The sequence below is a fragment of the Kushneria phosphatilytica genome, from assembly GCF_008247605.1.
GTDB classification, from domain to species: domain Bacteria; phylum Pseudomonadota; class Gammaproteobacteria; order Pseudomonadales; family Halomonadaceae; genus Kushneria; species Kushneria phosphatilytica.
Genome location: NZ_CP043420.1, coordinates 3,490,665 through 3,503,795 on the forward strand (window position 1 = coordinate 3,490,665; position 13,131 = coordinate 3,503,795).

Genomic DNA, 13,131 nt, shown 5'->3' on the forward strand with positions numbered 1-13,131 from the left:
GCTCTCCTGTCGATCGGGTGCAGCAGCATAGCAAAAGGGCCGGCGATATATCGCCGGCCCGGGAGGGAAGTACTGCAAGGCGGGCGCTCAGTGCTTACCTTTTTCAAAGCCGCTGGCCAGTGCATCGGCCATGGCTTTCAGGTTGGCGGGATAGTCTTCTGCCAGAGGATCAAGCGCAATGACGCGAGCGTTCAGTGCCTGTGCCAGCCGATCGGCAGCCTGCTGCGAAAACTGCTGCTGCACGAAGATGGTATGAATGTCGTGTGCCTTTGCCCGATCGATGAGTTGGCCCAGCGAACGCACACCGGGCTCACTACCGCTCAGCTCAATGGGCAGCTGATGCAGCTGATAGCGATCGGCGAAATAACCGAATGCCGGGTGATAGACCATGAAGGTCTCGCCCGCCCAGGGTTTGAGCTGTTGGGCAATATGCGCATCGAGGGTCTGCAGCTGCTGCACCAGCGCCTGCTCGCGCTGATGGATGGCATCGCTCTGCGCCGGCAGACGCGCCGCCAGAATATCAGCCACATGATGCGCCATCATGACCATGTTGTGCGGATCCAGCCAGACATGGGGATCGGCTCCGCCATGCTCATGATGATGACCCTGGTCGTGGTCGTGGTCGTGGTCATGAGCCTCACTGTCGTGCTGATGTTCGCCTTCATCATGCTCGACATGCGCCTCGATCTGTCGCAGCGCCAGCCCCTGTTGCAGCTCCACCACCTGCATATCCGGCGCGTGCTCTTCAAGACGCGGCAGCCAGACCTTTTCGAAAGGCACACCAATGGCGAAGTAGAGTTGTTCGCTGGTCAGCTCGGCCATCTGGCGAGGCGAAGGTGAATAGTCATGAGGCTCCATGCCCGGTTTGACCAGCACCGTGACATTCACATCACTGCCACCGATCTGCTCGACCAGCCATTTCTCGGGCAGGATGCTGACCGCCACGTTCAGCGGTGCTGCCATCGCCAAAGCCGGCATCAATCCCACGGCACCCGCTACCAGATAACGCCATGCTTTCATTTCCCAGCCATCCTTCTGAATTGATGTATTTTGATACGTTATAACATATTTAATAATAGCGCCATTTCAAATCCCGCGAACCCGCGATGACAGCGTTATACTGGTGACAAGGATCCTGCATTACAGCGAGGTATGACTCATGCGCGCCATGTTGCTGGAACGGCTTTCCAGAGTGGAAGCAGACAGCACACCACTGCGCCTGGTAGATATGCCGCCCCCCACGCCCGGCGACCATGAAGTATTGATTCAGGTCAGTTGCTGCGGCGTTTGTCATACCGAGCTGGATGAAATCGAGGGGCGTACGCCCCCTGATCGACTACCGCGGATTCCCGGCCATCAGGCGGTAGGCCGGGTAGTGGACTGCGGTGCCGGGGCAGCCGGTCTGTCGCTCGATCAGCGTGTCGGGGTGGGCTGGATTGCTTCGGCATGTGGCCACTGCCATTTCTGTCAGCGTGGTGATGAAAACCTGTGTCCATCATTTCGGGCCACCGGACGCGATATCGATGGTGGCTACGCCGAATACATGGTGGTCGATGCCCGGTTTGTCTGCCCCCTGCCGCCGTCACTCACCGACGAACAGGCGGCCCCCATGTTCTGTGCCGGCGCCATCGGTCATCGCTCCCTGCGACTTTCCGAACTGCGCAATGGGCAGGCACTGGGCCTGACGGGCTTCGGCGGCAGCGCCCATCTTGTGCTGCAACTCGCTCGCTACCGCTTCCCCGATTCTCCGGTTCTGGTATTTGCACGGGATGAAGAGGCGCGGGAGCTGGCCCGTCAGCTCGGCGCGACCTGGGCTGGAGATATCGGCGAGCAGCCGCCACGACTGCTCGATGCCATCATTGATACCACCCCGGTCTGGCGCCCCGTCATTGAAGCGCTGGCCGTACTGGCGCCCGGTGGACGTCTGGTCATCAATGCCATCGGCAAGGAAGAGCATGATCTCGATCAATGGCAACGACTCGATTACCCCCGCCATCTCTGGATGGAAAAGGAGATCAGATCCGTGGCCAATGTCACTCGGCGCGACATCAGTGAATTTCTGAGTCTGGCGGCCGCCATCGGTATTCAGCCGACCATCACGACCTACCCGCTGGAAGAAGCCAACCGAGCGCTGATCGAGCTCAGAACGCATCCTGTCACAGGGGCCCGCGTACTGCTTAACCAGTAGATGCGGTCATCCTGCCCGGCATTCCGAGCCGGCAGCCGCTCTGCGCTCAAAAGCATCTCCGGCTGGCCTGAACGCCAACCGCGAGGGTCGATCTACCCCTCGCCCGCTTCACTGACCGGTCGCCCACATCGTCTGCCAGGCCTGCCAGTACAGCGCCAACCGATCGCCCAGTGCCTCGCTCTGCTCATCGAACAGACACTGTCCCAGCGGCATGACCGCCTGCTGAAGTGCTGCACGCCGCTGACTGATCAGCTCCAGCAGCGCCGGCTGATACTTGTAGCGGGCCAGATCATTGGCGGGATTTCGCACGACCTCTTCCAGCACTGCCAGATCGTGCTCTTCGCCCAGTAGATCGGAAAGCCGGTGCAGCTCCTGCCCACGCGCCTTCATCGGCGCCTTCCAGATATTGCGCAGCAGATCGCAGTGATAGCGGTGATATTTCACCCGTTTGCGCCACTCATGATAATCGCTGGCGCGCGCCTTTTTACGTGCAACATGCATCGAGCGACCGGCCCGATAATAGGTGCGATCGAGACCCCCCCGCACTGCCGCAAAACCCTCACGCCTGAGCGACCATTCCGGTACCTCGGCACGGGCTTCCATCATGGCTTTATCAAGTCGGGCAATCCTGTCCTCATTGTCACTGCTCTCCAACGCCGCTGTCCGGCGCGCCACCAGGACATTGCGGATCGGCGCAAAGCGGCGCCGGTCGCTCCCCCCATCGCCCTGTTCGAGCAAATGATCGAACGTCTCGACCAGCATCTGACTGTCACGGGCACCGGCAACCGATCGGCCCAGATCGCGGAAGCGTTCGTTCTCTCGGGCAAAATGCTTGCCCAGCGCCGGCCGCACCAGCCTCAGGGCAGCGCGAATCTTCTTGCAGCGCTGACGAAAATGGTGAATGGCCGCTACGCGATCCTCATCCTGCAGCTCCCGGCGTGCCCGGTCGATCTGCTCGATGACAATACGCTGTATCCCGGTCTCAACAGATTCATCGGCTCTGAGACGATACGACATGGTGACCCCCTCCTGACAATCCGGCATGGGCTAAACACCGGCCAGCGAAGCGTCAGTATAGAAAGAGACCCGGGAGGCGAATAGCTCACGGTTATCCAGCTCAAGCGATATCAGCCCGGATGACAGGCTCATCGCTCCCCGGGAACGGGGCGGTTATCATGCCGCTTTTCCTCTGTTCGGACGGCACTCATGTCTCAATCGCGTGATCAGGTCATCGGCCTGCTGTCTGCCTTCAGCTGCTTTCTGCTCTGGGGCTTTCTGCCGCTCTACTTCCACCTTTTCGGTTCGTCGGCCTCGGCGTGGGAGATCCTGATTCAGCGTGTGATCTGGGCTGCCATCCTGCTGGCCCTGTTTGTGGCAGTGAGCAGGCGCAGCCAGCGGGTACGCGCCGCCATGGCCACGCCGAAACTGCTGCTGCCGCTGTGCGCGACCGCCATGTTGATCAGCTGCAACTGGGGCACCTTCATCTGGGCCGTGACCAGCAATCACGTACTGCAGGCCAGTCTCGGCTACTACATCAATCCCCTGCTTAATGTCCTGCTGGGCTTTGTCTTTCTGCGCGAACGATTGCGGCCACTCCAGTGGATGGCTGTTGCCATTGCGACCACCGGCGTACTGGCCATGGTGATCGGCTACGGTCGGGTCCCCTGGGTATCGCTGTTACTGGCGGGCTCATTCGGCTTCTATGGCCTGATTCGCAAGCGGATCAACATCGACAGCATTACCGGTCTGTTCATCGAGACCCTGCTACTGCTGCCCGTCGCGCTGATCTGGCTGGGCTGGTTGTATGCGCATCAGGAAGCTGCCTTTCTGACCAGCGGCCTTCGGGTCGACCTGCTGCTGATCGGTTGCGGCGTGGTCACCATCTTTCCGCTGGTATTCTTTGCCATGGGCGCGCGCCGATTGAAGCTGGGCACGATTGGTCTGATCCAGTACATGACGCCTACCCTGCATCTGCTGACCGGTGTTTTCATTTTTGGTGAGCCCTTTACCCAGGGCAACCTGGTCACCTTCGCCTGCATCTGGGCGGGTCTTGCGCTCTACACCACTGATACCCTGCGCGATCAGCATCGGCGCCGACGCTCAACCGCCACGGCCGGTACCTCTACCGCTGCTTCGCGAATCAGGGAGGAGAAGAGGTAGCCCGGGACCACACGATACGTACCAAAAATGCCGTGGCGGTTTCCCGCCACGGCATCGGTCACTGCCTGCACCCGGTTCAGGCGAAGGTATTGATCCTTGTGCCCAGATCACCGCTGGTTGCCAGAGACGGCTGAGAAGCGGCCTGCTCCATCAGCTGTCCGACCTGAGCGGCCTGAGTATCCAGCGACTCCTTCAACAGACCGGCCTGGGCCTGCTGCTGAGCATTGACCTGCTGCAGCGCCAGCGCAGAGCTGACAGTGGCATTCACGGACATTTCCATACGCAACATCTCCTCATGATGAGAGGGATAAGCCCGGGACCGCTGAAGCTGCCGGTCGTCGGGCATTGTTGAGCGCCCCGCCCTGCTGGCCGGGGACGCCAGGTGGACTGGCACGAAGCCCGGTTCAGAACTCCGTCCACTCCTCTTCGGCCACCTCATGACGTGCCGGTGACGCTTTTCGTGCCGAAGGAGCAGGCTTTTCTTCCGACTCGACCTTCGCTGTCGGGGTCTCGGTCTTCACTCCGGAGGGCGCGGGCGACACGGCAGACCCTGTCGACGCTGCCGGCGTTACGGGCGCCACCGCAGCGGTCGTCCTCCGATCGCTCTGCTCACTATCCCGTTCATCAACGCGGAAGGTCGTGATCAGACTCGCCAGCTGTTCGGCCTGTTCCTTCAGCGAGGAGGCCGCAGCGCTGGTCTGCTCGACCAGTGCCGCATTCTGCTGGGTGACCGAATCCATCTGGGTGACAGCCCCGTTGATCTGCTCGATGCCGCTATTCTGCTCACGCGTGGCCGAGGCGATCTCGTTCATCAGCGCGGTGACCCGCTGAATGGATTCGACGGCTTCGCCGATAACTCGGCCACTGCGCTCGGACTGTTCGGCACCACTGGCAATGCGCTGGGTCGTCTCCTCGATCAGTGCCCGGATCTCCTTCGCGGAATCCGCACTGCGTCCGGCCAGCGAACGCACCTCACCGGCGACCACGGCGAAACCGCGACCCTGCTCACCGGCCCGAGCCGCTTCGACCGAGGCATTGAGCGCCAGCAGGTTGGTCTGGAAGGCAATGCCGTCGATGACCTCGATAATGCTGTGAATCTGTTTCGAGCTTTCTGCCACTTCACGCATGGTCGTCACGGTCTGATCGACTTCGCGACCGCCCTCTTCCGCCTTGCGGGAGGCCTGCTGCGAAAGCTGGTCCGCTTCAGCGGCCGAATCCATGTTATGACGCACGGTGGCGGCCATCTGCTCCATGCTGGACGCCGTCTGCTCCAGCGATGCAGCCTGCTGCTCGGTGCGCGAGGACAGATCCTGACTGCCACTGGCAATCTCGTTGGAGCCACTGAATACACTTTCGCTGCTATGGCGCAGCGACATGACCAGCTCCCGCAGCTTGCCCTGCATGTTGCGCAAAGCGGCAAACAACTGCCCGATCTCATTGCGACCGCGATCTTCGATACGAGCTGTCAGATCACCGCTGGCAATGCGATCAAAATGTTGCACTGTTTCCTGCAGAGGATTGACCACCATCCGCATGATCGCGATGCGCACCATCACTGCCGCGATCAGTGCCAGTACCAGCAGTGAGATGGCACTGATCCGAAGGGTCTGATTCAGGTCGGCATTGGCTGCCATCAGCTGCTGACCGCGCTGTTCGGTGTAATGAATGAACTCGCGCACTTCCCCGTCAAACGTCTCGGCCAGCTCGTCGAGACGCTGCTGCTGACGCTGCAGCTCCACCGCTGTCAACTGGTCATTATTCAAAAGCGGTTGCAGGGTCTCGGTCACCAGTGCCTGGTAGGCTGCCTCGATCTTCTGCACATAGGGTGCCCGACGACTATCCCGGCCCAGAGGAATCTGCTGAAAGGCATTGAAGCGCTGCTGTGCCTTGTCGAGCGCTTGCTGCGCGCGCTGTCTGATAGCTGTTGCCGTCTCGCTCTGGCCTTCCCATTTCAGTTCAGCGTATTTACTGAACAGAACCCGGGCACGCAGCGTATTAACCTGAGCCCGATTGAGCAGACTGGTCTGTCTGACGTTGATTTCCGCCAGCTCATTCAGATCCTGGGTACTCTGATTGTTGGAATAGAACCCCAGCGCACTGATGATTCCGACCATTACGACCAGCACACCCAGGGCCAGCGTCAGGCTCCATTTGATGGATAAATTTTTCATGTGGCGACATCCCGTTCTGCAGAACTCGGCCGTTCAGGTTGAAAGAGATTTTGATCAGCTGATCTGGGAGTTCTAACGGCATGGCCCACGGGAAACTGAACCGTCCGGGCAAGGTTGGGTTCAGCCTGGAGGGGAGTACCACTACATAAAATCGGCATGACAACAAAATACCCCGGCCTGAGGGCCGGGGTATCAGAGCGTCACAGGGCTGCCAGTCAGCGGTTCGAAGTACCGCGCTTTCCCCTGGTTTCACCAATTCGCCCCTGCTTGTGCGAGTAGAATTCATCCTCCTCGATCTCGCCACGCACGAAGGAAAGCAGCCGATTATCGGCCTGGGGGTCATTGGCCAGCGCATCAAGCCTGGCCTGCATCACCAATCTCGAGCGTTGATGGTTGAAGAGCCCACCTACCAGAAACAGCACACTGCCAATCAGAAACAGCCAGGCCAGGAAGGCAAACATCTTCTCTTCATCCGCCGGACTCTTTATATCCCAGAGATAGGGAATGGAGGCGACCACGAACAGGCCGGAACCGATCACGAAAGTCACGGCCGTGAGATTCATCAGCTGCAGCGTCATCAGCGACGAGGCGCGAATGATCATCAGCACGTTCAGGCAGGCGCCGAACACAAACAGGATCGAGCCGATCACGAAACACCAGGCGCCGGCCATGATCCAGTCCCACCAGGAGAGAAAAAACAGGCTGCCCACCGTGAACAGTACGGTCCCCGCGACATAGGACCATAACGCACTGACTTCCAGCATCCGGCTGGGAGAGAGCCGGCGTTTGGGCCAGAACTGGTAGATCTCCATCATGTCGTGCACCAGCACCAGCAGATAGACCAGCGAGCCGACGAAGAACAGCCAGGCCCCGAGATCCTTGTAGGCTTCGAAACGAGGAAAGAACAGGGCACTGCCCACAATGAACAGCAGGCCGCCCAGCTCGTAGAGCAGGGAGTTGACCGTCTCCCAGCGGAAATTGATGGTCAGATTCGAGTCATTATCAAAGACCCGTGAAGTGCGCGGCCGATTCGTGAACAGATGCGGCATATGTAGCGGTTACCTGATTGCAGCATGAAGACATGACGTTCAGGCCATTGTGGTGGGCATGGGCGCATCCGACCAGGTGCGATGGGCAGATCATCGGTTCAGGGCGCCTCGCGCCAGCGATCCCAGGGCGGTACGGGATCGACGGCACTCATCAGATGATCAATGAAAGCCTGTACCTTGTGTGAGCGCTGGCGGCCTTCAGTGGTCAGGAGATGAATCATGCGCCGCTGCGGGGCGACCTCGCACTGCCATTCCTCCAGCAGCGGCACCAGCCGATGCTCCTGAAGCAGCTCCCCGATCAGCCAGGTAGGAAACATGACGATCCCCTGCCCCAGCAGCGCCGCCTGCAACAGGCTCTCGGCATCATTGCTGTAGAGCGAGCCGGAGAGCCCGAGGGCTGTGGCTCGTGCCTCACCGTCACCGCGAAAGTACCAGCGCTGGCGTCCCATCTCCCCCTGATAGAGCAGGCAATCGTGCTCGAACAGGTCCTGCGGCTCGTTCGGTGTCCCCCGGCGAGCGAGATAGGCCGGCGACGCCGCGGTGACATAATTCATCGGTGCCAGCGGTCGCGCGACCAGCGAGGAGTCGGAGAGCTCACCGACCCGAAAGGTAATATCACTGCCCTCGCGTACCGGATCGGTTACCTCGTCGGTCAGCAGCAGTTCCGCCTTTACCGCCGGATAGCAACGCTGAAAGGCGTTAAGCAGTGGCAGGATACGGCGCTGCCCGAAAGCCACCGGCGCATTGATGCGCAGTGTTCCGGCAGGTTCGGCCCCGGGGTCGGTCAGCGCCTCGGTTGCGTGATCGAGCTGCTCCAGCGTGCCACGGATCTGCTCGTAATACTGCCGCCCGGCATCGGTGAGACTGACTGCCCGGGTATGGCGATAGAGCAGCCGGACGCCCAGTGACGCTTCCAGCGCACTGATCTGACGCGAGACCGAGGAGACCGCGACATGAAAATGTCGCGCCGCCGCGGTAAAGCTGCCATTGGCGGCCACTCGTTCAAAGACGCGCAGAGCATTGAGATCAATCGAGTTGTCCATAATGCAATAATACTTTGCAAACCATTCTATTGTCGCAACAAATCGACCCTACCAGACTGCATGGCGTTATCGGCGACGTCATGTGACGCCGCCTTCGCACTAAAGGAGGCAGTACTATGCGCAAGGGTACGGCACTGGTCGTCGGCGCCACCGGCATTACCGGTGGCAATCTGGCGGCTTATCTTGTCGCCAGCGGCTGGACCGTTTATGGCCTGTCACGACGTCCCTCGGGTCAGGCCGGGGTGATCCCCGTCTCCACCGACCTGCTTGATCGCCATGCGACCCGACAGGCGCTGGAGGGGCTGCCGATCAGTCACGTTTTCTTCTGCACCTGGACCCGACGCGACAGCGAACGGGAGAACGTTGAAGCCAACGGCGCGATGATGAACCATCTGTTCGATGCCCTCGACGCCGGCAAGCTTCAGCATGCCTCGCTGGTCACCGGCACCAAGCAGTATCTCGGTGCCTTCGAGAGCTACGGCAGTGGCCGGGTCGAGACCCCCTTCCGGGAATCCGCGCCACGCGTACCGGGCGAAAACTTCTACTACACCCTGGAAGACATCCTGATCGAAGCGGCCGAGCGGCACGGCTTCAACTGGAACGTGCACCGTCCGCACACCGTGATCGGTCATGCCCGGGGCAACGCCATGAACATGGGTGTGACCATCGCCATCTATGCTTCGATCTGCCGGGAGCAGGGCTGGCCCTTCGTCTTCCCCGGCTCGCAGACCCAGTGGAACGCACTCACCGACATGACCGATGCGCTGCTGCTGGCACGCCAGATGGAGTGGGCAGCACTGGCACCCGGGGCGCAGAACGAGGCGTTCAATACGGTCAACGGCGATACCTTCCGCTGGCGACGGATGTGGCAGGAGATCGGCGAATTCTTCGGCCTCGAGGTACCGGACTGCCCGGAAACCCCGCGACCCCTGGAGGAGCAGATGGCCGGCATGGAGGAGACCTGGCGCGAGATTGCCACGCGTCACGGACTGGTGGAAGCAGATGTCACGAAGCTGGCCTCATGGTGGCACACCGATGCCGACCTGGGCCGCGAGCAGGAGTGCGTCAACGATCTCACCAAGTGCCGCGACTTCGGCTTCAACGAGTTCCGCGAAACGCGGGCTGCCTTTCTGGATTTGTTCGCCCGGCTGCGCGCCGAGCGCGTGATTCCCTGAGCCCATGATGATCGGGGCGCCTGCGGGCGCCCCGCCCGTGCCCACCGGCAGGTATTCGGCTGACAACGTCTTGATTGTCACATCGAGCCTGTCATTCTCGTACTTGTTTAATGGTATGATATAACATATCTTTTTGTGTTAGCGGGTAATGTTATGATCGCTGGCGCTGTTGCACTGGAAGCTGCCACCTGCCCTGTTAGAGGACCTTACGCCATGGCTGTTCGGCTCCTGCCGCGCTCCCTTGCTGTCATCATGTGCCTGATGAGCCTGCTGTTGACCCAGCAGGTACGCGCCAGCCAGCCGACAGATACCGCGGAACACACCATGGCCTCCCATACCCACTACCCGCTGACCATCGACAACTGCGGCCGCTCGCTGACCTTCCGCCAGGCGCCGCAGCGCCTCGTGACGCTGGGCCAGCTCGAGAGTGAGCTGATGCTGTCGCTGGGTGTGGCCGATCGCATGGTAGGCACTGCTGTCTGGTTTGGCCCGGTACGCCCGTCACTGCGTCAGGCCAATCAAACCGTACCCCGGCTATCGGAAGATGTGCCGAGCTTCGAGTCCGTGACCCGCCTGCGGCCGGATCTGGTGGCTGCCCAGTTCACCTATCATCTGGGTACTCACGGCGAGGTCGCCACACGGGATCAGTTCGAACAGCTCGGCATTCACACCTGGGTGTCACCCAGCGACTGCATCGGCAAGCAGGTGACCGAAAGCTCCAACAGCGACGGGAGTCGCAGCCGTCCCTTCACCATGGCCATGATCGATCAGGAGATCACCCAACTGGCGCGCATTCTCGATGTCCAGGCACGAGGCAAGACCTTGATCGATCAGTTGCACCAGCGCATTGCAAGGGTCAGAGCCGAGGCAGCACTGCCCAGAGGCAGCGACAGGCCCACGGTGGTGTACTGGTTCTCCAGCCCGCGGCTGCAGGGCGATCCCTGGGTAGCCGGCAATGATGGGGCCCCGGGCGTTATCTCGCGGACCCTGGGTCTGGATAACATCATCGATAGTGCTCAGGAATGGCCGGCCGTAAGCTGGGAGCGAATTGCCACGCTGGATCCCGACATCATTGTGATCGCCGACATGAACCGACGCCGCTTTCCCGCCGACGATGTCCGTAAAAAGCTCGATTTCCTCCACCATGATCCGGTAGCCCGGGAACTCGATGCCGTGAAGCAGGGGCACATCATTACCGTCGAGGCCCAGGGGCTCAATCCCTCCATGCGCGTGGTCGATGCCATTGAAACCATCGGTCGACAGCTGGCCGACTTTCGCGCAGCCGGCTCATGATCGAATGGCTGGCAGCCCGGGATGGCTGGCCGGTGCGCTGGGGGCTGGCGCTGCTGGCCCTGATCATGCTGGCAGGCGTGGTGACTCTGGCGGCCTCGATCGGTGAGATGCCGATTCCACTGTCGGTGACGCTTGCCAGCATCACCAATGGCCTGGGCATCACCGACCTGCCACTGGATCGCATTCAGCAGGGCATCGTCTGGCAGTACCGCATGAGTCGAGCGCTGATGGCGGCCAGTTGCGGTGCCGGGCTGGCGCTGTGTGGCACCATCCTGCAGGCACTGCTGCGTAACGCACTGGCCGAGCCCTATGTGCTGGGCATTTCCGCGGGCGCCTCTACCGGCGCCGTCACGGTATTGCTGCTGGGGCTGGGTGGCGGACTCATCGGCATGCCGATGGGGGCGTTCCTCGGTGCGCTGGCCGCCTTTGCGCTGGTGATCCTGCTGGCCGCCGGGGCACGCAGCAGTACCACCCGGGTGATTCTCGCCGGCGTCGCCGCTGCCCAGCTGTTCAATGCCCTGACAGCGTGGGTGGTCAGTACCTCGGCCAATGCCGAACAGTCCCGCAGCATCATGTTCTGGCTATTGGGCAGTCTCGGCGGCGTACGCTGGCCGGATGTCGGGCTGGCCGCTTCGGTCGTGATCCTCGGGAGCCTGATCTGTCTCTGTTTCGCCCGAACCCTGGATGCCTTCGCCTTCGGCGAGGACGCCGCTGCCGCGCTCGGGGTCGCCGTGGGCCCGGTGCGCCTGATCCTGCTGACCATGACCGCCCTGATCACCGCCACCATGGTCAGTATCGTCGGAGCCGTGGGATTCGTGGGCCTGGTTATTCCGCATGCAGCGCGATTTCTGATCGGCCCGGGCCACATGCGGCTGCTGCCCGCGTCGGTCCTGATCGGTGCCAACTTCATGGTGCTGGCCGATATTCTCTCCAGAATCATTGTGCCCCAGCAGGTGCTGCCGATCGGGGTCGTTACGGCCCTGTTCGGGGCGCCCGCCTTCGCGTTCATCCTCTATCGCGCGAGGCCCTCGGCATGAGTCTGCAGGGACTGAATCTCTACTGGACGAAACATCAGGTTGCCATCGTCGATGACGTGACGCTGAGCGTCCAGCCAGGCGAAACGCTGGGCCTGCTCGGCCCCAACGGCGCAGGAAAATCATCACTGCTGCATCTGCTGGCCGGATTACGGCGTCCCGACTCGGGTCAGGTACTGCTCGACGACACGCCGCTGCGACGACTGTCGAGACGGCAGATTGCGCGTCAGCTGGCGCTGCTCGAACAGCACGCCACGACAGACTCCGATCTCAGCGTAGAGGAAGTGGTTCAGCTTGGCCGCACGCCTCACCGGGGTGCACTGCGCCCCTGGCAGCCGGAAGATACGCGCCTCATCCTGCATGCGCTTGAGCGTGTCGGCCTGACCGAACTGCGCCGGCGGCGCTGGCATACCCTCTCCGGCGGCGAGCGCCAACGGGTGCAGCTCGCCCGGGCCCTGGCCCAGCAACCCCGGGTCCTGTTGCTGGATGAGCCCACCAACCACCTCGATATCCAGCATCAGCTCGATCTGCTGGCCCTGGTGCGTCATCTGGCGATCACCAGCGTGGTGGCCCTTCATGATCTCAATCTGGCCGCGATGTTCTGCGATCGCCTGATCGTGCTGCATCGGGGTCGTATGGTCGCGGAAGGCACGCCGGAGATGGTGTTGACCCCAACGCTGATCCGGGAGGTTTATGGCGTGGCCACGCGCGTGACGCCCTCACCGGATCACGGCCGGCTGCAGGTGCACTACCTGCCGGGCTCGTTGCCACCGTAATTCCGCTTCAGCCGAACAGCGAAGTCAGCCCGAAGATCAGAAACCCCAGGATAAAGGTCGAGGCCAGCGCCATCATGATATAGAGGCTCAGGTGCTGGTCGATGGAGGGCAGCCTGTTCCGGCCCTTCGACGTTGTCGATTGAGACTCGTCGTGCGTATCGCGATCAGCCATGAGATGGCACCTCCAGTTTGGTGGGACGCAGCGCTGATGCCGTTGCCACGTCGTTTCGATGAACAGGGGA

13 protein-coding genes are annotated in these 13,131 nt (G+C 61.4%); 6 read left to right on the top strand and 7 right to left on the bottom strand.

What is annotated here, in order from left to right:
* Window positions 1–87: 87 nt before the first annotated feature.
* Window positions 88–1,020 carry a metal ABC transporter solute-binding protein, Zn/Mn family gene (locus tag FY550_RS16200; RefSeq protein ID WP_070980023.1) on the bottom strand — a complete coding sequence of 311 codons (933 nt, stop codon included), beginning with the start codon at window positions 1,018–1,020 and terminating at the stop codon, window positions 88–90.
* A gap of 139 nt (window positions 1,021–1,159) precedes the next feature.
* On the opposite strand from FY550_RS16200, the gene FY550_RS16205 reads away from it, so the two are divergent.
* Complete coding sequence (locus tag FY550_RS16205; protein WP_149054666.1) at window positions 1,160–2,188, top strand: zinc-dependent alcohol dehydrogenase family protein; 1,029 nt, start codon at window positions 1,160–1,162, stop codon at window positions 2,186–2,188.
* A gap of 108 nt (window positions 2,189–2,296) precedes the next feature.
* On the opposite strand, the gene FY550_RS16210 is transcribed toward FY550_RS16205, so the two are convergent.
* A complete protein-coding gene (locus FY550_RS16210; protein WP_070980026.1) occupies window positions 2,297–3,205 on the bottom strand; it encodes a CHAD domain-containing protein in 909 nt (302 codons plus the stop codon).
* A gap of 189 nt (window positions 3,206–3,394) precedes the next feature.
* Between FY550_RS16210 and rarD the strand changes: the two genes are divergently transcribed.
* Window positions 3,395–4,348: an EamA family transporter RarD gene (rarD, locus tag FY550_RS16215; protein ID WP_070980029.1), complete on the top strand. Its 954-nt coding sequence runs from the start codon at window positions 3,395–3,397 to the stop codon at window positions 4,346–4,348.
* A gap of 76 nt (window positions 4,349–4,424) precedes the next feature.
* Here the strand turns inward: rarD and FY550_RS16220 are convergent, their stop codons facing one another.
* The 4 genes from FY550_RS16220 to FY550_RS16235 form a co-directional block, all read right to left on the bottom strand.
* Complete coding sequence (locus tag FY550_RS16220; RefSeq protein WP_070980031.1) at window positions 4,425–4,628, bottom strand: putative motility protein; 204 nt, start codon at window positions 4,626–4,628, stop codon at window positions 4,425–4,427.
* 124 nt (window positions 4,629–4,752) lie between these two features.
* The gene (locus FY550_RS16225; protein WP_070980033.1) at window positions 4,753–6,519 is read right to left on the bottom strand and encodes a methyl-accepting chemotaxis protein; all 1,767 of its coding nucleotides are present in this window, start codon (window positions 6,517–6,519) and stop codon (window positions 4,753–4,755) included.
* A 215-nt stretch (window positions 6,520–6,734) separates the two neighbouring features.
* Window positions 6,735–7,568 carry a YrhK family protein gene (locus FY550_RS16230; RefSeq protein ID WP_070980035.1) on the bottom strand — a complete coding sequence of 278 codons (834 nt, stop codon included), beginning with the start codon at window positions 7,566–7,568 and terminating at the stop codon, window positions 6,735–6,737.
* 98 nt (window positions 7,569–7,666) lie between these two features.
* Window positions 7,667–8,611 carry a LysR family transcriptional regulator gene (locus tag FY550_RS16235; protein WP_070980038.1) on the bottom strand — a complete coding sequence of 315 codons (945 nt, stop codon included), beginning with the start codon at window positions 8,609–8,611 and terminating at the stop codon, window positions 7,667–7,669.
* 116 nt (window positions 8,612–8,727) lie between these two features.
* Between FY550_RS16235 and FY550_RS16240 the strand changes: the two genes are divergently transcribed.
* The 4 genes from FY550_RS16240 to FY550_RS16255 all read left to right on the top strand — a co-directional run bounded on the left by FY550_RS16240 (window position 8,728) and on the right by FY550_RS16255 (window position 12,889).
* The gene (locus FY550_RS16240) at window positions 8,728–9,786 is read left to right on the top strand and encodes an SDR family oxidoreductase (RefSeq protein WP_070980040.1); all 1,059 of its coding nucleotides are present in this window, start codon (window positions 8,728–8,730) and stop codon (window positions 9,784–9,786) included.
* Window positions 9,787–9,999: 213 nt separating this feature from the next.
* Window positions 10,000–11,079, top strand: a complete 1,080-nt coding sequence (locus tag FY550_RS16245; RefSeq protein WP_233350230.1) for an ABC transporter substrate-binding protein — start codon at window positions 10,000–10,002, stop codon at window positions 11,077–11,079.
* Complete coding sequence (locus tag FY550_RS16250; RefSeq protein ID WP_070980043.1) at window positions 11,076–12,116, top strand: FecCD family ABC transporter permease; 1,041 nt, start codon at window positions 11,076–11,078, stop codon at window positions 12,114–12,116. The genes FY550_RS16245 and FY550_RS16250 overlap by 4 nt, the downstream gene beginning before the upstream one ends.
* Entirely contained in the window at window positions 12,113–12,889 is a 777-nt protein-coding gene (locus tag FY550_RS16255) for a heme ABC transporter ATP-binding protein (protein WP_070980045.1), read from the top strand. Before FY550_RS16250 ends, FY550_RS16255 begins: the two co-directional genes overlap by 4 nt.
* Window positions 12,890–12,896: 7 nt before the next feature.
* Here FY550_RS16255 and FY550_RS16945 read toward each other — a convergent pair whose 3' ends face one another.
* Entirely contained in the window at window positions 12,897–13,061 is a 165-nt protein-coding gene (locus tag FY550_RS16945; protein WP_168169344.1) for a hypothetical protein, read from the bottom strand.
* Window positions 13,062–13,131: the final 70 nt, after the last annotated feature.

Coding starts and splice junctions, on each gene's coding strand:
- FY550_RS16200 (WP_070980023.1), bottom strand. CDS start 1,020: ATGAAAGCATGGCGTTATCTGGTAGCGGGTGCCGTGGGATTGATGCCG.
- FY550_RS16205 (WP_149054666.1), top strand. CDS start 1,160: ATGCGCGCCATGTTGCTGGAACGGCTTTCCAGAGTGGAAGCAGACAGC.
- FY550_RS16210 (WP_070980026.1), bottom strand. CDS start 3,205: ATGTCGTATCGTCTCAGAGCCGATGAATCTGTTGAGACCGGGATACAG.
- rarD (WP_070980029.1), top strand. CDS start 3,395: ATGTCTCAATCGCGTGATCAGGTCATCGGCCTGCTGTCTGCCTTCAGC.
- FY550_RS16220 (WP_070980031.1), bottom strand. CDS start 4,628: ATGGAAATGTCCGTGAATGCCACTGTCAGCTCTGCGCTGGCGCTGCAG.
- FY550_RS16225 (WP_070980033.1), bottom strand. CDS start 6,519: ATGAAAAATTTATCCATCAAATGGAGCCTGACGCTGGCCCTGGGTGTG.
- FY550_RS16230 (WP_070980035.1), bottom strand. CDS start 7,568: ATGCCGCATCTGTTCACGAATCGGCCGCGCACTTCACGGGTCTTTGAT.
- FY550_RS16235 (WP_070980038.1), bottom strand. CDS start 8,611: ATGGACAACTCGATTGATCTCAATGCTCTGCGCGTCTTTGAACGAGTG.
- FY550_RS16240 (WP_070980040.1), top strand. CDS start 8,728: ATGCGCAAGGGTACGGCACTGGTCGTCGGCGCCACCGGCATTACCGGT.
- FY550_RS16245 (WP_233350230.1), top strand. CDS start 10,000: ATGGCTGTTCGGCTCCTGCCGCGCTCCCTTGCTGTCATCATGTGCCTG.
- FY550_RS16250 (WP_070980043.1), top strand. CDS start 11,076: ATGATCGAATGGCTGGCAGCCCGGGATGGCTGGCCGGTGCGCTGGGGG.
- FY550_RS16255 (WP_070980045.1), top strand. CDS start 12,113: ATGAGTCTGCAGGGACTGAATCTCTACTGGACGAAACATCAGGTTGCC.
- FY550_RS16945 (WP_168169344.1), bottom strand. CDS start 13,061: ATGGCTGATCGCGATACGCACGACGAGTCTCAATCGACAACGTCGAAG.